At 72.3% G+C, this 17035-nt stretch carries 19 protein-coding genes and 5 tRNA genes; 7 read left to right on the forward strand and 17 right to left on the reverse strand.

Features of this window, described 5'->3' with window-relative positions:
* Positions 1-193: 193 nt before the first annotated feature.
* Positions 194-379 (forward strand): 50S ribosomal protein L28, encoded by a 186-nt coding sequence (rpmB, locus tag ACZ63H_RS08500; RefSeq protein WP_003993230.1) that lies wholly within the window; start codon positions 194-196, stop codon positions 377-379.
* Positions 380-481: 102 nt separating this feature from the next.
* On the opposite strand, the gene thiD is transcribed toward rpmB, so the two are convergent.
* Complete coding sequence (gene thiD, locus ACZ63H_RS08505) at positions 482-1282, reverse strand: bifunctional hydroxymethylpyrimidine kinase/phosphomethylpyrimidine kinase (RefSeq protein WP_469863053.1); 801 nt, start codon at positions 1280-1282, stop codon at positions 482-484.
* Complete coding sequence (locus ACZ63H_RS08510; protein WP_469863054.1) at positions 1279-2244, reverse strand: thiamine-phosphate kinase; 966 nt, start codon at positions 2242-2244, stop codon at positions 1279-1281. The genes thiD and ACZ63H_RS08510 overlap by 4 nt, the downstream gene beginning before the upstream one ends.
* A gap of 269 nt (positions 2245-2513) precedes the next feature.
* Between ACZ63H_RS08510 and ACZ63H_RS08515 the strand changes: the two genes are divergently transcribed.
* Both ACZ63H_RS08515 and ACZ63H_RS08520 read left to right on the forward strand, forming a co-directional pair.
* On the forward strand, positions 2514-2747 hold the full coding sequence (locus tag ACZ63H_RS08515) for an Lrp/AsnC family transcriptional regulator (protein ID WP_318201187.1): 234 nt from the start codon (positions 2514-2516) through the stop codon (positions 2745-2747).
* Positions 2748-2767: 20 nt separating this feature from the next.
* On the forward strand, positions 2768-3289 hold the full coding sequence (locus ACZ63H_RS08520) for a DUF3515 domain-containing protein (RefSeq protein ID WP_469863055.1): 522 nt from the start codon (positions 2768-2770) through the stop codon (positions 3287-3289).
* Between the two features lie 13 nt (positions 3290-3302).
* Here the strand turns inward: ACZ63H_RS08520 and ACZ63H_RS08525 are convergent, their stop codons facing one another.
* From ACZ63H_RS08525 to ACZ63H_RS08535, 3 genes are all read right to left on the reverse strand, one after another.
* The gene (locus ACZ63H_RS08525) at positions 3303-4460 is read right to left on the reverse strand and encodes a D-alanine--D-alanine ligase family protein (protein ID WP_469863056.1); all 1158 of its coding nucleotides are present in this window, start codon (positions 4458-4460) and stop codon (positions 3303-3305) included.
* Positions 4461-4586: 126 nt separating this feature from the next.
* A complete protein-coding gene (locus tag ACZ63H_RS08530; RefSeq protein ID WP_469863057.1) occupies positions 4587-5597 on the reverse strand; it encodes an NAD(P)H-dependent glycerol-3-phosphate dehydrogenase in 1011 nt (336 codons plus the stop codon).
* Positions 5594-6382: a lysophospholipid acyltransferase family protein gene (locus ACZ63H_RS08535; RefSeq protein WP_469863058.1), complete on the reverse strand. Its 789-nt coding sequence runs from the start codon at positions 6380-6382 to the stop codon at positions 5594-5596. Before ACZ63H_RS08535 ends, ACZ63H_RS08530 begins: the two co-directional genes overlap by 4 nt.
* Positions 6383-6535: 153 nt before the next feature.
* Here ACZ63H_RS08535 and cofC point away from each other — a divergent pair, with 153 nt between their 5' ends.
* A complete protein-coding gene (cofC, locus tag ACZ63H_RS08540) occupies positions 6536-7186 on the forward strand; it encodes a 2-phospho-L-lactate guanylyltransferase (RefSeq protein ID WP_469863059.1) in 651 nt (216 codons plus the stop codon).
* Positions 7187-7196: 10 nt separating this feature from the next.
* Entirely contained in the window at positions 7197-7400 is a 204-nt protein-coding gene (locus ACZ63H_RS08545; RefSeq protein WP_467939109.1) for a hypothetical protein, read from the forward strand.
* A gap of 71 nt (positions 7401-7471) precedes the next feature.
* Here the strand turns inward: ACZ63H_RS08545 and ACZ63H_RS08550 are convergent, their stop codons facing one another.
* From ACZ63H_RS08550 to leuC, 4 genes are all read right to left on the reverse strand, one after another.
* Positions 7472-8140: an HU family DNA-binding protein gene (locus ACZ63H_RS08550; protein WP_469863060.1), complete on the reverse strand. Its 669-nt coding sequence runs from the start codon at positions 8138-8140 to the stop codon at positions 7472-7474.
* A gap of 137 nt (positions 8141-8277) precedes the next feature.
* A complete protein-coding gene (locus ACZ63H_RS08555; RefSeq protein WP_469863061.1) occupies positions 8278-8508 on the reverse strand; it encodes an SCO5555 family protein in 231 nt (76 codons plus the stop codon).
* Between the two features lie 274 nt (positions 8509-8782).
* A complete protein-coding gene (leuD, locus tag ACZ63H_RS08560) occupies positions 8783-9376 on the reverse strand; it encodes a 3-isopropylmalate dehydratase small subunit (RefSeq protein ID WP_469863062.1) in 594 nt (197 codons plus the stop codon).
* Positions 9377-9381: 5 nt separating this feature from the next.
* Positions 9382-10806, reverse strand: a complete 1425-nt coding sequence (gene leuC, locus ACZ63H_RS08565) for a 3-isopropylmalate dehydratase large subunit (protein ID WP_469863063.1) — start codon at positions 10804-10806, stop codon at positions 9382-9384.
* Positions 10807-11012: 206 nt separating this feature from the next.
* Between leuC and ndgR the strand changes: the two genes are divergently transcribed.
* Entirely contained in the window at positions 11013-11729 is a 717-nt protein-coding gene (gene ndgR, locus ACZ63H_RS08570; protein WP_014675221.1) for an IclR family transcriptional regulator NdgR, read from the forward strand.
* A 279-nt stretch (positions 11730-12008) separates the two neighbouring features.
* Here the strand turns inward: ndgR and ACZ63H_RS08575 are convergent, their stop codons facing one another.
* The gene (locus tag ACZ63H_RS08575; protein WP_469863064.1) at positions 12009-12506 is read right to left on the reverse strand and encodes a DUF4188 domain-containing protein; all 498 of its coding nucleotides are present in this window, start codon (positions 12504-12506) and stop codon (positions 12009-12011) included.
* A gap of 80 nt (positions 12507-12586) precedes the next feature.
* Between ACZ63H_RS08575 and ACZ63H_RS08580 the strand changes: the two genes are divergently transcribed.
* A complete protein-coding gene (locus ACZ63H_RS08580; RefSeq protein WP_469863065.1) occupies positions 12587-13231 on the forward strand; it encodes a MerR family transcriptional regulator in 645 nt (214 codons plus the stop codon).
* Positions 13232-13290: 59 nt separating this feature from the next.
* Here ACZ63H_RS08580 and ACZ63H_RS08585 read toward each other — a convergent pair.
* The 7 genes from ACZ63H_RS08585 to ACZ63H_RS08615 form a co-directional block, all read right to left on the reverse strand.
* Positions 13291-13363, reverse strand: a tRNA-Glu gene (locus ACZ63H_RS08585).
* A 28-nt stretch (positions 13364-13391) separates the two neighbouring features.
* Positions 13392-13463: transfer RNA gene (locus ACZ63H_RS08590), tRNA-Gln, on the reverse strand.
* Positions 13464-13484: 21 nt separating this feature from the next.
* Positions 13485-13557 (reverse strand) — tRNA-Glu (locus tag ACZ63H_RS08595).
* 29 nt (positions 13558-13586) lie between these two features.
* A tRNA-Glu gene (locus tag ACZ63H_RS08600) sits at positions 13587-13659 on the reverse strand.
* A 21-nt stretch (positions 13660-13680) separates the two neighbouring features.
* Positions 13681-13752, reverse strand: a tRNA-Gln gene (locus ACZ63H_RS08605).
* A 91-nt stretch (positions 13753-13843) separates the two neighbouring features.
* Positions 13844-14575: an HAD family hydrolase gene (locus ACZ63H_RS08610; RefSeq protein WP_469863066.1), complete on the reverse strand. Its 732-nt coding sequence runs from the start codon at positions 14573-14575 to the stop codon at positions 13844-13846.
* 36 nt (positions 14576-14611) lie between these two features.
* On the reverse strand, positions 14612-16819 hold the full coding sequence (locus ACZ63H_RS08615) for a hypothetical protein (protein WP_469863067.1): 2208 nt from the start codon (positions 16817-16819) through the stop codon (positions 14612-14614).
* Positions 16820-17035: the final 216 nt, after the last annotated feature.

The following is a 17035-nucleotide window of genomic DNA, read 5'->3' on the forward strand; positions in this document are numbered from 1 at the left end:
CGGGCCGGGAGCGGGGGTCTGATCAGCCATGGTAGTTTCGTTGTACTGGCGCAGCCGTTGTATGCTGCTCCGGTTGCCCGATCCCGATCGGGCCATTCCCCCTGGCAGCGCCACTCAGATCACAGGTCCTAGGATCTCGATCCCGGCATGCCGGGATCAACCGTAAGTGCATCTGAAGTCTTTGGAGTGACCCGTGGCTGCCAACTGCGACGTCTGCGGCAAGGGGCCGGGCTTCGGCAACAACATCTCGCACTCGCACCGCCGTACGTCCCGCCGCTGGAACCCGAACATCCAGCGTGTGCGTACCGTGGTCGGCGGGACGCCGAAGCGCGTGAACGCTTGCACCTCGTGCATCAAGGCCGGCAAGGTCTCGCGCTGACGCTCAGCTGAGCGCGCGGCCACTGTCCGGTTCGCTGCACTGAGCCGGTCCACCGAGAGGTGGACCGGCTTTTTGCCGTACCCCGCCGCCCCCGCGGCCCCGTCACCTGTGGGATGCGTCCCTCCTGAGCGCCCAGCCGTGGTCCACCGGCCCGATCCCGGCGCCGAGGGCGAACCCGGCGGCTATCGCCCCGGTGACGTACTCCTTGGCCGCCGTGACCGCCTCCGGCACGGACTGCCCGAGGGCCAGCCCGCAGGCGATCGCGGAGGCGAGGGTGCAGCCGGTGCCGTGGGTGTGCCGGTTGTCGTGGCGGGGCGCGCGCAGCAGGTACTCCTCCGAGCCGTCGGTGAGCAGGTCCACGGCGTCCCCGGACAGGTGGCCGCCCTTGATCAGCACCCAGCGCGGCCCGTACGCCAGCACGGCCGCCGCGGCCCGGCGCAGATCCGCCTCGGACTCCACCCGCACCCCGGTGAGCTGCGCCACTTCGTCCAGGTTGGGGGTGGCGACGGTCGCCGCGGGCAGCAGCTCGGTGCGGACGGCGTCCAGCGCGGAGGCGGCCAGCAGCGGATCGCCGTGCTTGGAGACGCCCACCGGGTCCACCACGGCCGGCGCGTCGGTGCCGGAGATCAATTCGGCGACCGTCCCGACCAGTTCCGCCGAGGCCAGCATGCCGGTCTTCACGGCCTGGACGCCGATGTCGTCCACGACGCTGCGGTACTGGGCCCGGACCGCCGCCGCGGGCAGCTCCCAGGCGCCCTGGACGCCGAGGGAGTTCTGCGCGGTCACCGCGGTGAGCACGCTCATGCCGTGCACGCCGTGCGCCAGCATCGTCTTGAGGTCGGCCTGTATCCCGGCCCCGCCGCCGGAGTCGGAGCCCGCCACCGTGAGCACCCTGGTGATCATGACTCGATGTCCCCGAAGTGGTCCCAGCCGCCCTTGCTGGTCCACGGCGCCCCGTCGACCGTCACCTGGGGCAGCGCGGAGGGATTGAGGACCTCGCCGATGACCTTCCAGCGGGCCGGCAGCTTGGTGTCGGACGGGAAGGTGGCCACGATCGCGTGGTCCTCCCCCCCGGTCAGCACCCACTGCAGCGGGTCCACGCCGACGGCCTGGCCGATGTCGTGCATCTGCGTGGGGATGTCGATGGCGCCGGAGCGGATGTCGATGCGGACCTTGCTGGCCTCGGCGATGTGCCCGAGGTCGGCGATCAGGCCGTCGCTCACGTCGCACATCGCGGTGGCGCCGAGCGAGGCGGCGGCCGGCCCGGCGTGGTACGGCGGCTCGGGGCGCCGGTGGGCCTCCACGAAGGCGCGCGGCGAACGGAAGCCGCGGACGAGCACCGCGTACCCGGCCGCGGACCAGCCCAGCCAGCCGGTGACGGCCACCAGGTCGCCGGGCTGCGCGCCGGCGCGGGTGACGGGTTCGTGGTTGCGCAGGTCGCCGAGCGCGGTGATCGACACCATGATCGTGTCGCCGCGTACGACGTCCCCGCCGACCACGGAGGCGCCGGCGACCTGGCACTCGTCGCGCAGGCCGTCCATCAGCTCGGTGGGCCAGGTGACCGGCAGCTCCGCCGGGACGACCAGGCCGAGCAGCAGCGCGGTCGGCACGGCGCCCATCGCGGCGATGTCGGCGAGGTTCTGCGCGGCGGCCTTGCGGCCCACGTCGTAGGCGGTGGACCAGTCGCGGCGGAAGTGCCGGCCCTCCAGCAGGATGTCGGTGCTCGCCACGACCCGGCGGTCGGGCGCGGCGACCACGGCGGCGTCGTCGCCGGGGCCGACCCGGACCGCCGCGGTGGTGGTGAGACGGGAGGTGAGCTCCCTGATGAGCCCGAACTCCCCGAGCTCACCAACAGTGCCCTTCATGTCCCTTGGCTCCCCTTCTCTCCCAAGCCGTGCCCGGTCGCGCGTCTTCAGTGTCCCCGATACGGTCGAGGTGTCCGTCGTCGCGGTCGCCCCGGCCGCCGACGCGGTCGTGGTGACCGTTCGTACGGTCCGGGTGACCGTCACCGTCCGTCGTGCCCGTGCCCTGCCGCGCAAGCCCGCGTCCCGGAGGTCTCCCCGCGAAGCGCGGCGACGCGATACCGTGGCGTTCCTTTTCCCCACATGATCCTCGTGGCCGCCCTGGAGGTTCCGTGGTACAGGCGTACATCCTGATCCAGACGGAGGTCGGCAAGGCGTCGACCGTCGCCGAGACGATCAGCAAGCTCCCTGGAGTGATCCAGGCCGAGGACGTGACGGGTCCCTATGACGTGATCGTGCGCGCCCAGTCCGAGACGGTCGACGAACTCGGCCGCATGGTGGTCGCGAAGGTCCAGCAGGTGGACGGCATCACGCGCACCCTGACCTGTCCGGTCGTGCATCTGTAGCCCCCGTCTACGCTTGGCCGGTGAACATCTTCCGTCACCGGCCTCTCGGCCTGCTCCTACCGGCCCTGCTCGTCGCGGCCGCGGGCTGCTCCGCGGCGGACGGCAGCGACACCGTGGCGGTGCCCACCCCCGACGCGCGGACCGCCCCGCTCTGCCGGGACCTGGACAAGGCGCTGCCACGGAAGGTGGACGGACAGCCCCGCCGGGACCCCGAGCCCCCGTCCGCCTACACGGCGGCGTGGGGAAGCCCGGCGATCATACTGCGCTGCGGCATCGTCCGGCCGCCCAAGATGGTCGATCCGAAGGTGGCCGTCGGCGAGGACCCGGACGCGGTCGGCGGCGGGGTGAACGGTGTCGAGTGGCTGATGGAGAAGCGGGACGGCGGAAGCTGGCGGTTCACCACGGCCGAGCGCCGCGCGTACGTGCAGGTGACCCTGCCGAAGGAGCTCTCCGGGCCGGACGACAGCGCGCAGGTGCTGATGGACCTGGCGGCGGCCGTGAAGAAGGCGATCCCGGAGGGGATCGCCTCCATGCGGCACTGACCCGGACGCGGGCTCAGCGCAGCCCGGTCGAGCGGCTCAGCGCGGCCCGCACCAGGCGGTCGACCAGCTCCGGGTAGCTCACGCCCGTCGCCTGCCACATCTGCGGGTACATCGAGATCGGCGTGAAGCCGGGCATGGTGTTGATCTCGTTGATGACGAACTCGCCGTCCTCGGTGAGGAAGAAGTCCGCGCGGACCAGCCCCTCGCAGGAGGCCGCCTCGAACGCCTCGACCGCGAGCCGCCGCACCTCGGCGGTCTGCTCCCCGGTGAGCGGGGCCGGGACGATGCCGGGCGTGGAGTCGATGTACTTGGCCTCGAAGTCGTAGTACGCGTGGGCGTCCGGCGGCGGGATCTCGGCCGGGACGGAGGCGCGCGGGCCGTCCTCGAACTCCAGGACGCCGCACTCGATCTCGCGGCCCCGGACGGCGGCCTCGACCAGGATCTTCGGGTCGTGCCGCTGCGCCTCGGCGACGGCCTCGTCCAGCCCGGCGAGGTCGTCGACCTTGGTGATGCCGATGGACGAGCCCGCGCGCGCGGGCTTCACGAACAGCGGCCAGCCGTGCTCGCCGGCGAAGTCGACGATCTTCTTGCGGGCGGCGGAGGCGTCCTGCTCCCACTCACGGGGCCGGATCACCACGTACGGGCCGACCTTGAGCCCGAAGGAGGTGAACACCCGCTTCATGTACTCCTTGTCCTGGCCGACGGCCGAGGCGAGCACGCCCGAGCCGACGTAGGGCACCCCGGACAGCTCCAGCAGACCTTGGAGCGTGCCGTCCTCGCCGTAGGGGCCGTGCAGCACCGGGAAGACCACGTCGACCTCGCCGAGCGCCTTGGGCACGGAGCCGGGCTCGCTGTAGACGACCTCCCGGTTGCCCGGGTCGACGGGGAGCACCACGCCGCCCTCGTGCGCCTCCGCGAGGTCGTCGACCTCGGGGGTGCGGCGGTCGGTGATGGCCATCCGCTCCGGCTCGTCGGCGGTGAGCACCCAACGGCCCTCCCGCGTGATGCCGATCGGCAGGACGTCGTACTTCGTCCGGTCGATGGCCGTGAGGACCGCGCCGGCGGTGACCATGGAGATCCCGTGTTCGGAGCTGCGCCCGCCGAACACGACGGCCACGCGCGGCTTGCGCGCCGGCCGGTCGGGGCTCTGGGGAAGGTTCTCGGTGCTCATATCGGGTCGAGCGTACCTGTAGGTAGTCGGCAAGTCAGCGCGCGCTCCCGGGCCGTCGCTCAGCGTCGCACGGATGGTCGCGGAGCGTCGCGGACGGCCCGGCGGGGGGCTCGCGCGGGGCCGGTTTCAGCGGCGTTCGGGCTTGGCGCTGCGCGCCATCAGCTCCTTGAGCGCGGCGACCGGCGACTTGCCCTCGTGCACGATCTCGACGACCGTCTCGGTGATGGGCATGTCGACGCCGTGCCGGCGGGCCAGATCCAGCACGGACTCGCAGGACTTGACGCCCTCGGCGGTCTGCCTGGTGACGGCGATGGTCTCCTGGAGGGTCATGCCCTTGCCGAGGTTGGTGCCGAAGGTGTGGTTGCGGGACAGCGGCGAGGAGCAGGTGGCCACCAGGTCGCCGAGGCCCGCGAGTCCGGAGAAGGTCAGCGGGTCGGCGCCCATCGCGAGGCCGAGCCGGGTGGTCTCGGCGAGGCCGCGGGTGATGAGCGAGCCCTTGGCGTTGTCGCCGAGTCCCATGCCGTCGGCGATGCCGACCGCGAGCCCGATGACGTTCTTGACCGCGCCGGCCAGTTCGCAGCCGACCACGTCGGTGTTGGTGTACGGCCGGAAGTACGGCGTGTGGCAGGCGGCCTGGAGCCGCAGGGCGACCCGCTCGTCGGTGCACGCCACGACGGCCAGGGCGGGCATGCGGGCGGCGATCTCCCGGGCCAGGTTGGGCCCGGTGACGACCGCGATCCGCTCGGCGCCGACCTTGGCCACGTCGTCGACGACCTCGCTCATCCGCATGGTGGAGCCGAGTTCGACGCCCTTCATCAGGGAGACGAGGACGGTGTCCGGCGCCAGCAGCGGGGACCACGCGGCGAGGTTCTCGCGCAGGGTCTGGGAGGGGATCGCGAGCACGGTGAAGTCCGCGCCGGTGAGCGCCTCGGCCGCGTCGGCGGTGGCCCGCAGGTTCCGCGGCAGCTCCACGCCGGGCAGGTAGTCGGGGTTGGTCCGGGTGGAGTTGACCGCCTCGGCCAGCTGCGGCCGGCGGGCCCACAGGGTCACGTCGCAGCCGGCGTCGGCGAGCACCATGCCGAAGGCGGTGCCCCACGAACCGGTGCCCATGACGGCCGCCCGCACAGGCTTGCTCACTTGCTCTGCCCTTCCGTCTGCCTGTCCCGCGCCTGTGCCTGTGCCTGCGCCTGCGCCTGGGTGCGGCGCCGCTGCTCGATCCGCTCGCGGCGCGGGTCGTACGGCGTCTCGGGCGCCTTCTCGCCGCGGATCTCCTCCAGCAGCCGGGTGATGGCCGCCATGATGACCTCGGTGGCCTCCTTCAGCACGTCCGGGGTCATCTCCTTGCCGTAGAAACGGGAGAGGTCCACGGGCGGGCCCGCCAGCACGCGGTGGGTCTTGCGCGGGAAGAGGTTCGGCTTCTTGGCGTAGGGCGGCAGCAGTTCGTTGGCGCCCCACTGGGCGACCGGGACGACCGGGCACCTGGTCTGCAGGGCGACCCGGGCGGCGCCGGTCTTGCCGGTCATGGGCCAGCCGTCCGGGTCGCGGGTGAGGGTGCCCTCGGGGTAGAAGGCGACGCACTCGCCGCGCTCGACGGCGTCGATGGCGGCCCGGAAGGCGCTGAGCGCGTCCGTGGACTCGCGGTAGACGGGGATCTGTCCGGTACCGCGCATCGCGGCGCCGACCAATCCCTTCTTGAAAAGGCCGCTCTTCGCCAGGAATCGCGGAACCCGTCCGGTGTTGTACTGATAGTGCGCGTATGCGAAGGGGTCCACGTGGGAATTGTGGTTCACCACGGTGATAAATCCGCCCTCGGCCGGAATGTGCTCCATTCCACGCCAGTCCCGCTTGATCAGAACCACCAGCGGCGGTTTGCAGATCACCGCGGCGAAGCGGTACCAGAAGCCGATTCTGCGGCGGGGCACAAGGACACCTTCCTCTAGGACTGCCACCCCGGCGGGGGCCGCACAAGTGTGGCCCCGGGCCGCCGGTCTGTCGAGAACACCGTACGCCCCGCTTCCCGTCGCCCCTCGGAGCCCGGGTGACAATGAACGGGACGAGAGAGGGACGGTACGCCGGTGCAGTGGACCTTGGTCATCCCGCTGAAGCCCCTGGCCCTGGCCAAGAGCAGGCTCGCGGACACCGCCGGCGACGGGGTGCGCCCGGGGCTGGTGCTGGCGTTCGCGCAGGACACGGTGGGTGCGGCACTGGCCTGTGCCGGGGTGTCGGATGTGGCGGTCGTCACGGACGACGAGCTGGCCGGCCGGGAGCTTGCGGCACTGGGCGCGCGGATCGTCCCGGACGTCCCCGGCGGCGGCCTGAACGCCGCGCTGGCCCATGGCGCGGCCGTCGTACGGGAAAACCGTCCCGGCGCCGCGGTCGCGGCCCTGAACGCGGATCTGCCGGCCCTGCGCCCCGCGGAACTGTCCCGGGTGCTGTCCGCCGCCGCGGAATTCCCCCGGGCTTTCCTGGCGGACGCGGCCGAAGTGGGCACGACTTTGCTGGCGGCGGCCGGCGGCCACGCATTGCGCCCGGCGTTCGGCGTGGATTCCCGCGCGCGCCACCGGGCCTCCGGCGCGACGGAACTCGCGCTGGCGGACGTCGATTCGGTACGGCAGGACGTGGACACCGGCGAGGACCTGCGCACGGCACTGGCCCTCGGGGTCGGCCGGCACACGGCGGCGGCCTCGGCGGGGCTGCTGATCCCGGGTTCCCGGGGCTCCCACTAGGCTGGCGGCCATGCAGGCCACCGCGTACACGTACGACGAGGAAACCCGCAGCGGCCAGGTGCTCCTCGACGACGGCACCCCCGTGCCCTTCGACGCCGCCGCGTTCGACGCCGGCGGCCTGTTGCTGCTGCGCCCCGGGCAGCGGGTGCGGATCGAGACGGAGGGCGAGGGGGACGCCGTGCGGATCACCCTCGTCACCCTGCAGACGCTGTAACCGCCCCCGCACACGCCGCGGGCCGGGCTCCCCAGGGGAGTCCGGCCCGGCGCGTGAGTGCCCTGGCGGCCTTACGACGTCGCCTTGCGGGCGGTCGTCTTCTTGGCGGTGGTCTTGCGGGCCGTCGACTTCTTGGCCGGGGCCTTCTTCGCGGTGACCTTCTTCGCCGGGGCCTTCTTCGCGGGCGCCTTCTTGGCGGTGGTCTTCTTCGCCGTGGCGGTCTTGGCGGTCGCCGTGGTCTTCGTGGCGGGGGCCTTCTTCGCCGTCGTCTTCTTCGCGGCGGCGGCGGTCGTCGTCTTCTTCGCCGGCGTCGTCTTCTTCGCCGTGGCCTTCTTCGCGGCGGCCGTCGTCGTCTTCTTGGCGGCGGCCTTCTTGCCGGCGGCCTTGGCGATGGTGGGCGGCGGGCCGGACAGGCTGCCCTTGGGCGCCTTCTTGACGGCGACCTCGCCGCCGCGCGGCAGCTTCTTGGAGCCGCTCACCAGGTCCTTGAAGCCCTGACCGGCGCGGAAGCGCGGCACGGAGGTCTTCTTGACCCGAACCCGCTCGCCGGTCTGAGGGTTGCGGGCGTAACGGGCGGGGCGGTCCACCTTCTCGAAGGACCCGAAACCGGTGACCGAGACCCGCTCGCCCGCGACGACCGCGCGGACGATGGCGTCCAGGACATGATCGACGGCATCGGCGGCCTGCTGGCGGCCGCCCAACTTGTCGGCAATCGCTTCTACGAGCTGCGCCTTGTTCACGTCTTCCCCTTCGGAGACATCGCCAGAACGAAAGTGTTCAAGCTTTTTCGCACGTTAGGCAGATATATACCGCAAATCAAACACGAAACGGGCTTATCACCCTTGTGCCGCAACGGACTCGGCCGCCCCGGACGGTTTCAACGGTCCTCTTCGGGCATCCGGCCCGCGTCGAGGTCCGCTGTGAACCGATCGAGCCGCCTTGCCGCGTCGGCGAGGTCGTGCTTGGCCGCGGCCGTAATGACCAGCAGCTTCCGGGTCAGCGCCACCCGTACGCCCTCCGGGACTTGCAGTGCGCGCACTCTTGCGTGCGCTTCCTTCAGCTGGTTCGCGACGGCCGAATAGAGCTGGAGTTGGCCGTCGTGTCCCATGCACAGATTGTGCCATCTGGGGCGAGTTGTCGCCTGCGCAGGGGGGCAACTAGCGCCCCAAATGGCTTTCCAGGCACTTGCGGTGGGGCCCGGCACAGCACTCACGTACCCACACAACCGCCCTCGTAAAACGGGAAGTTGAGCGTTTTCGCAGGGTGGCGCGGGTCCGTCCGGGGGCAGACATGGCCGTACCCCCGATCGTGGCGATCGGGGGTACGGAGGGGAGGTTGGGGTGGCCGAAACCCGACCCTTGCGGGGCTCGGCCCGCGCCGGATCAGACCGGGAGCGTCCGCGGCTTGTAGGCGGGGCGCCCGGCCTCGTAGGCGGCGATGTCGGACTCGTTCCGGAGCGTGATGGAGATGTCGTCCAGGCCGTTCAGCAGCCGCCAGCGGGAGTTCTCGTCCAGCTCGAAGGAGGCGGCGATGCCCTCGGCGCGCACCTCACGCGCCTTGAGGTCCACGGTGATCTCGGCGGTGGGGTCCGCTTCCGTCAGCTCCCACAGCGCGTCCACGACCTTCTGGTCGAGGACCACCGTGAGCAGTCCGTTCTTCAGCGAGTTGCCGCGGAAGATGTCGGCGAAGCGGGAGGAGATCACGGTCTTGAAGCCGTAGTTCTGCAGTGCCCAGACGGCGTGCTCGCGCGAGGAGCCGGTGCCGAAGTCGGGGCCCGCGACCAGGACCGTGGCGCCCTGCCGCTCGGGACGGTTCAGCACGAACTCCGGGTCCTTGCGCCAGGCCTCGAACAGACCGTCCTCGAAGCCGTCGCGGGTGACCTTCTTGAGCCAGTGGGCGGGGATGATCTGGTCGGTGTCGACGTTGCCGCGGCGCAGCGGGACGGCCCGGCCGGTGTGGGTGGTGAAGGCTTCCATGGTTCTCAGACTCCAGCGGGCGCGGAAACGTCGGTCAGATCGGCCGGGGAGGCCAGGTGGCCCAGGACGGCGGTGGCCGCCGCGACCTGCGGCGACACCAGGTGCGTACGGCCGCCCTTGCCCTGCCGTCCCTCGAAGTTGCGGTTGGAGGTGGAGGCGGAGCGCTCGCCCGGGGCCAGCTGGTCGGGGTTCATGCCGAGGCACATCGAGCAGCCCGCGTGCCGCCATTCGGCGCCGGCCTCCTTGAAGACCACGTCCAGGCCCTCGGAGACGGCCTGCAGACCCACCCGCGCGGAGCCGGGGACGACCAGCATCCGTACGCCGTCGGCGACTTTGCGGCCGCGCAGGATGCCGGCGGCGGCGCGCAGGTCCTCGATGCGGCCGTTGGTGCACGAGCCTACGAAGACGGTGTCCACACCGATGGAGCGCAGCGGCTGTCCGGCCGCCAACCCCATGTACTCCAGGGCCTTTTCGGCGGCCAGGCGCTCCGAAGCGTCTTCGTACGAAGCCGGGTCGGGGACGGACGCCGAAAGCGGCGCGCCCTGGCCGGGGTTGGTGCCCCAGGTGACGAACGGCGACAGCTCGGTGGCGTCGATGACGACCTCGGCGTCGAAGACGGCGTCGTCGTCGGTGCGCAGCGTCTTCCAGTACGCGACGGCCGCGTCCCAGTCGGCGCCCTCGGGGGCGTGCGGGCGGCCCTTCAGGTACGCGAAGGTGGTCTCGTCGGGGGCGATCATGCCCGCGCGGGCACCGGCCTCGATCGACATGTTGCAGATGGTCATCCGGGCCTCCATCGAGAGCTTCTCGATGGCGGGGCCCCGGTACTCCAGGACGTAGCCCTGGCCGCCGCCGGTGCCGATCCGCGCGATGATCGCGAGGATCAGGTCCTTGGCGGTGACGCCGTCGGGCAGCTCGCCGTCGACGGTGATGGCCATGGTCTTCGGGCGGGCCATGGGCAGCGTCTGGGTGGCCAGCACGTGCTCCACCTGCGAGGTGCCGATGCCGAACGCCAGCGCGCCGAAGGCACCGTGCGTGGAGGTGTGCGAGTCGCCGCAGACGACCGTGGTGCCGGGCTGGGTCAGGCCCAGCTGCGGGCCGACGACGTGCACGACGCCCTGCTCGACGTCGCCGAGCGGGTGCAGCCGCACGCCGAACTCGGCGCAGTTCGCGCGCAGGGTCTCCAGCTGGGCGCGGGAGACCGGGTCGGCGATCGGCTTGTCGATGTCGAGGGTCGGGGTGTTGTGGTCCTCGGTCGCGATGGTGAGGTCGAGGCGGCGGACCTTCCGGCCGCTCTTGCGCAGACCGTCGAAGGCCTGGGGGCTGGTCACCTCGTGCAGCAGGTGCAGATCGATGTAGAGGAGGTCGGGCTCGCCCTCGGCGCGCCGGACGACGTGGTCGTCCCAGACCTTCTCCGCGAGTGTCCTACCCATCGCTTTCCCTCCGGCCGGCAAGCGTCCACCGACCCAACTAGAGATCTTGAGGGGCGGTGGCTGCCCTTCGGGGGCCCCTGGACGTCGTGATTCCGGGCGTCCACCGCCAGGCCCGTTGGTCATCGGGCCGTCGTGTGGTTCCAGGGTGGCGCGTTCCACGGAAAATTGAACTTGCGTTTCACAGAGTGAGACGTGAGTATCGTTGCATGGACAACAGTAGCGGCGTCGGCGTTCTGGACAAGGCGGCCCTCGTCCTGAGCGCTCTGGAGTCCGGTCCGGCCACCCTCGCGGGTCTGGTCGGCGCCACCGGACTGGCACGACCCACGGCCCACCGCCTGGCCGTGGCCCTGGAACACCACCGCATGGTGGCACGCGACATGCAGGGCCGGTTCATCCTCGGCCCGCGCCTCGCCGAACTCGCGGCGGCGGCGGGCGAGGACCGCCTGCTGGCGACGGCGGGCCCCGTGCTCACCCACCTCCGTGATGTCACCGGCGAGAGCGCGCAGCTCTACCGGCGCCAGGGTGACATGCGGATCTGCGTGGCCGCGGCGGAACGTCTCTCCGGCCTGCGCGACACCGTCCCGGTCGGCTCCACGCTCACCATGAAGGCGGGTTCCTCGGCGCAGATCCTGCTGGCCTGGGAGGAGCCCGAGCGGCTGCACCGGGGCCTGCAGGGGGCCCGCTTCACGGCGACGGCCCTGTCGGGCGTGCGGCGGCGCGGCTGGGCCCAGTCCATCGGCGAGCGGGAGCCGGGCGTCGCGTCCGTCTCCGCGCCCGTGCGCGGCCCCTCCAACCGCGTGGTGGCCGCGGTGTCCGTCTCCGGCCCCATCGAGCGCCTGACCCGCCACCCGGGCCGCATGCACGCCCAGGCGGTCATCGACGCGGCGGGCCGCCTCTCGGAGGCCCTGCGCCGCTCGGGCTGACGGCGGGAACCAGAGCGCCCCGCCCCCGGGAAGGACCCGCCCCAACGCCGCGGCAGGCCCTTCCCGGGGGCGGGGCGCCTCTTCACTTCAGGGGGGCGCGGCCCCCTTCGCCACACGGAGCGCGGCCTCCTGCCTCCCGGCCTTCAAGGCGACCGCTTCGCCGCAAGGAGAGGCCGGCCCGCTTTCCGGGCGGGGCAGCCGGGCCGGGGGCGCGGGGCGGTGCCGATCCGCGGCTGCGCCGCGTGGACGCGAACCGCCCCGGCGCCGCCCCCACGGCGCTCAGGCGCCTCCCGCCCCGCCCGACCGGTGGGCGAACCGGTCCCTGGCGTAGCGGCCCCGCTTCTCCAGCGGCACCTGGCCGTGCGCCGCCGCGAGGCCGAACGCCGGCATGTCGCCGTAGACCGCCTCGTACGACCCCTCCGGCACGACGTACGTCTCGTGCCAGATCCCCACCTGCCCGCGCAGCCTCCCCGCCCGCTCCAGGCGGTTCAGCCGGGCCCACGCCTTGTGGTGGAACGCGTCCGGCGCGGTCGCGTAGGCGTACAGCTTCTCCTTCGACTCCCAGTACTGCACGACGTAGTACGTCCGCGGCGACGCCGTCAGCAGGATCCTGGTCAGCAGGCCGCGCCCGGGGTCCTTCTCCAGTTCCCGGAGCATGCGGAACATCCCCAGCATCACGGGCAGCCACAGCCGCACGGCCCGGAAGCGGTTGACGCGCATGCCGATCAGCAGGACGACGACCTCGCCCCGCGCGTCGGCGGTGGTACGGGACACCATGACTTCCCCCTCGTCGGTGAGCAGCACTATCCGACAACCGATGCTTGGATAGTGCCGTTATCCAAGAAGGAGCGCAAGGGATGCGGCTTGCCGAGCTGAGCAGACGCAGCGGTGTGTCCACCGCGACGATCAAGTACTACCTGCGCGAGGGCCTGTTGCCGCCCGGCCGCCAGGTCAACACGACGACCGCGGAGTACGACGAGGAGCACCTGCGCCGGCTGCGGCTGGTGCGCGCGATGATCCAGGTGGGCCGGCTGCCGGTGGCGACGGTCCGCGAGGTGCTGGGGCACGTGGACGACGACTCGCTGGGCCGCTCCATCCGCCTGGGCGCGGCCCTGTGGGCGCTGCCGCAGGTGCCGGAGCCGGACGAGGAGGACGAGTACGTACGGGCCGCGCACCGGGAAGTCGCCGCGCTCCTGGACCGGCTCGGCTGGCGGAACGCCGAGCAGCTCGCCCCCCTCTCCCCCGCGTACCGCTCGCTGGTGGTGGGGGTGGCCGCGTTCCGCCGGCTCGGCTACGACTGGGGGGCGGAACAGCTCGCGCCGTACGCCGAGTTGATGCACCGGACGGCCGCCCTGGACCTGGACAACCTGGAGACGCGGCCGTCGGAGGCGGAGCGGATCGAGTTCGCGGTCCTCGGAGCGATCCTCAACGAGCCGCTGCTCCAGGCACTGCACCGGCTGGCCCAGGAGGAGGAGTCGGCGCGGCGGTACGGCTTCGAGTGAGCCGGCGGCCGGGGGATACGGCGAAGGCCCCCCACCGAAGTGGAGGGCCTTCCCAGATGTACCCCCGACCGGATTCGAACCGGCGCTACCGCCTTGAGAGGGCGGCGTGCTAGGCCGCTACACAACGGGGGCGTGGATCTTACGTTTCCGCAGATCCGAGCTGGTCTACCTGGACTCGAACCAAGACTAACTGAACCAGAATCAGTCGTGCTGCCAATTACACCATAGACCAATGATGGTTTAGACCAGTCAGTACCCCCGACCGGATTCGAACCGGCGCTACCGCCTTGAGAGGGCGGCGTGCTAGGCCGCTACACAACGGGGGCCCTAGCGATCCCGACAAGATCGAGATCAGTACCCCCGACCGGATTCGAACCGGCGCTACTGCCTTGAGAGGGCAGCGTGCTAGGCCGCTACACAACGGGGGCTTTGCAGATAAGCTCTGCGAGCTGGCCTACCTGGACTCGAACCAAGACTAACTGAACCAGAATCAGTCGTGCTGCCAATTACACCATAGGCCACTGGAACTCAAGCCCCTGCGGGGGATCTCGTTCTAGCTTGCTCCTCGGGGTTTCGGCCTTTCGGCCCGTTCCCCTCGGCGCAGGAAGAACATTACCCGAAGGTGGACCGGGCTCCAAAACGGGTATCGGCGCCCAGGACCGCCGGGAGTTCGGCGAGCGAGCCGATCCGGCGGGCGGCGCACGGCTCCGCACCGGCCGTGTGCGCGCCGTGACGGTCGATCCACACCGACAGCAGGCCCGCCTCGGCCGCGCCGCGCCCGTCGATCTCGGGGTGGTCGCCGACGTACGCGACCTGCCGCGGGGGGAGGTCCAGGGCGGCGCAGGCGGCGTGGAAGGCGGCGGCCTCGGGCTTGGAGACGCCCAGCTCGGCCGCGCACAGGATGGCCTCGAAGCGCCCGTGCACGCCCAGCACCCGCAGCTTGCGGTCCTGCACGGTGAGGCTGGAGTTGGAGAGCACCGCGTGCCGGTATCGGCCGGCGAGGGCGTCGAGGACGGGCAGCACGTCCGGGAAGAGGGCCCAGACGGCCTCGTAGTGGCCGATGTACCGCTCGAACCAGGTGTCGGCCTCGGCGTCGGTCAGCCCGGTGCCCAGGAAGGTGCGCACCCGGTCGCGGCGCTGCCCCTCGAAGGTCGTCTCCCCCGCCGCGAAGCGCCCCCAGTGCAGGTGGGTCGCCTCCCGCCAGCGGACGAGGGCCTCCTCGGCGCTGCCGTACGCGTCGAGGAGGCCCTCGGCGGCCAGATGGGCCCGCATGCCGGCGCGGTCCGCGCTCGTGTAGTCGAAGAGGGTGTCGTCGACGTCCCAGACCACGGCTCGGATGCTCATGGGCCGACCGTAACCCGGCGGCGGGCGGGCCGGGGGTCAGTTCACGGAGGTCGTCCCGGTCAGGGTCAGGCCGGGCCCCTGGCCGTCGCGCGGCGTGGCGGTCAGCTTCCAGGTGTAGGTGCCGGTGACCCGGCGGCCGTCGCTCCACAGGCCGTCCCAGGAGGCGCGGACGGCGGCGTCGGCGGAGGCGCCGGTGAGGGTGCGGGCGACCGTGCCGCTCGCGGTGCTCAGGGTCAGCGTCCAGGTGGCGGGCTTGCTGAGCTGCCACACCGGCTGCCAGGGCTCGGCGGTCGTCGGGCCGGGGGCGGCGTCCGTCTGCGCCTCCAGCTGGGCCAGCGGCGAGGTGGGCACGCCCGCTGTGACCAGTGCCACCTGGCGCTGTGCCGTGAGGTAGGCGACACCGCCGCCGAAGCGGTCCACGGTCCAGCGGCCGGTGTTGCCTCCGGTGTCCTGGTCCGTCGCGGGCAGGACGGCCACGGTGCGGGTGGTCGCCGTGCCGGTGTGGAAGTCGGTCAGCAGCAGCTCGTGCGTGGTGCGGTCCTCCCGCACCAGGTAGCCGTCGGCGAGGCGGGCCTGGCCGGCCGGGACGGTGATCGCGCGGCCGGCGGCACGGTCGTAGACGCCCGCCGGGCCGCTCGCCCCGCAGGTCCAGTACAGCCAGGCGTCGACCGCCTGCAGCTCGCTGGGGGTGCAGGGGGCGCCGGTGTCGACGGTGGCGACGTTCTTCTTGCTCTTGAGGTCGTAGGCGACCACGGTGCCCTGGGTGCCGCCGGGGGTCCACAGCCGCTGGCCCCAGATCGCGGCCGCGGTGCGGGTGCGGCTGAGGACGATCTCCCCGTCGGCGCCGCGGCGGAAGTCGGCGACCTTCTGCACGCCCGCGCCGCCGCCGTTGTAGAGGACGTAGCGGCCGGTGCCGGTGCCGATGCGGCCCTTGGAGTCGCCGGTGGCGGCGGTGGCGTAGGAGGTGTTGCCGATGCCCACGGCAACGGACTCCACTCCGGAGGCGCGGTCGGTGGACAGGTAGGCGAACCGGCCGTCGCCGAGCGCCTCCAGCTGCGGGCAGGCCGCGTCGCCGCCGAGGCACGGCGAGACGTCCACGACGTTCGCGCGCAGCGCTTGCGGGCCGAGCGGCCGGCCGGCCGGGTCGAGCGGCATGGCGTGCACCTGGTCGAAGCCGCCGACGGAGGTGGTGTTGCCGCGCATCAGCAGGTTGCCGCCGGACAGCATCAGGCCGTCGATGAGGGCCTGCCGCGGAGGCACGGTCCGCACCTCGGTGGCGGTGACCCCGCCGTCGGCCGTGGCGGTGACCCGGTGGATGTGCCAGTCGGTGCTCAGCGGTCCGGCCGTGGCGAGGGCGCCGCCGTCGGGCGTGGGGGCGATGGCGCCGTGGGAGTCGGTGAGGACCGTGCGCCGCTCGCCGGTGGCGAGGGACAGGGCCCGCAGCTCGGGGTGCTGGCCGGCGGGCAGGAACGCGGCGTTGCCGCTGAGGAGGGCGTCGCCGACGACGGCGAGCGCGTCGCCGAAGTACGAGACGGTGGCGGGCGCGGTGCCGGGCGCCGCGTCGGCGCGGACGGCCCGGTCGCCCGCGACCAGCCAGCGGTCGTTGAAGGTCACGGTGGTGGAGCCCGGCACGGACACGCCGAAGGTGCCGTCCGCCAGGTCGACGAGGGCGGTGCGCACGGCACCGTCGAGGCGGTAGACGACGGCGATCCGGCGGACGGAGCCGCTGGTGACGACCGTGCCGGTGAGTTCGGCGCCGGACGGCAGGCCGGTGACCGGCAGGTCGCGGGTGGTGCCGTCGGAGGCGGCGCGCAGGACGTGCAGGGCGCCCGCGGTGTCCCGGGTGACGACGCTCCAGCCGACGGCGGCCTGGTAGGTCTGGCCCTCGGGGAGGACGACCGTCGCCGTGGCACCGGTGGACCGGTGCTGCTGGGAGACCGTGCCGGTGCCCTGGGTGGTGACGACGTCGGCGCCGGTGGCGAGGTCGTCCGGGCCGGCGTGTGCGGGCGGGGTGACGCCGTCGTAGTCCACCCACACGGGCTGTGCCGAGGTCTGCTCGGGCAGCCGGTAGCGGAACCCGGACTCGCCCGCCCACAGGTACTGCACCTCGGCCGGGCGCGTCATGCTCAGCTGCGTGACGGCCACGGGTGTGTCGGCGGCGTGCGCCGGCGGGCCCGCGGCGGCGACGGACAGGGCCACCGCCCCGCCGAGTGCCAGGGCGGCGATTCTTCGCGTACGGGTCACATTCCCCTCCCCCGGGAACACTGGGAACACGGGGCTCCCGTGTCCGCGATCATTCAACTGCCCGCGGGGGGACGGAGGTTCGACGGAAGGGTGAATTCCGGGCGACGAAGAGGCGGGGGGGGGGGGGGGGGGGGGGGCGGCCCCCCCCGGGGGGCTCCGCCCTTTAGCTTGGCCCGGGGGCGGTCAGAGAGCGGGAAAAAGGCGTGGGGGGGAAAA

Source organism: Streptomyces sp. NPDC104831, assembly GCF_055583025.1.

Bases quoted from the DNA above. Each gene is read 5' to 3' on its own strand.
- ACZ63H_RS08510 (WP_469863054.1), bottom strand. From the start codon at position 2,244: ATGAAGGGCACTGTTGGTGAGCTCGGGGAGTTCGGGCTCATCAGGGAG.
- ACZ63H_RS08575 (WP_469863064.1), bottom strand. From the start codon at position 12,506: ATGGTGTCCCGTACCACCGCCGACGCGCGGGGCGAGGTCGTCGTCCTG.
- leuC (WP_469863063.1), bottom strand. From the start codon at position 10,806: ATGGGTAGGACACTCGCGGAGAAGGTCTGGGACGACCACGTCGTCCGG.
- ACZ63H_RS08580 (WP_469863065.1), top strand. From the start codon at position 12,587: ATGCGGCTTGCCGAGCTGAGCAGACGCAGCGGTGTGTCCACCGCGACG.
- ACZ63H_RS08555 (WP_469863061.1), bottom strand. From the start codon at position 8,508: ATGGGACACGACGGCCAACTCCAGCTCTATTCGGCCGTCGCGAACCAG.
- leuD (WP_469863062.1), bottom strand. From the start codon at position 9,376: ATGGAAGCCTTCACCACCCACACCGGCCGGGCCGTCCCGCTGCGCCGC.
- ACZ63H_RS08610 (WP_469863066.1), bottom strand. From the start codon at position 14,575: ATGAGCATCCGAGCCGTGGTCTGGGACGTCGACGACACCCTCTTCGAC.
- ndgR (WP_014675221.1), top strand. From the start codon at position 11,013: ATGGACAACAGTAGCGGCGTCGGCGTTCTGGACAAGGCGGCCCTCGTC.
- ACZ63H_RS08525 (WP_469863056.1), bottom strand. From the start codon at position 4,460: ATGAGCACCGAGAACCTTCCCCAGAGCCCCGACCGGCCGGCGCGCAAG.
- thiD (WP_469863053.1), bottom strand. From the start codon at position 1,282: ATGATCACCAGGGTGCTCACGGTGGCGGGCTCCGACTCCGGCGGCGGG.
- ACZ63H_RS08545 (WP_467939109.1), top strand. From the start codon at position 7,197: ATGCAGGCCACCGCGTACACGTACGACGAGGAAACCCGCAGCGGCCAG.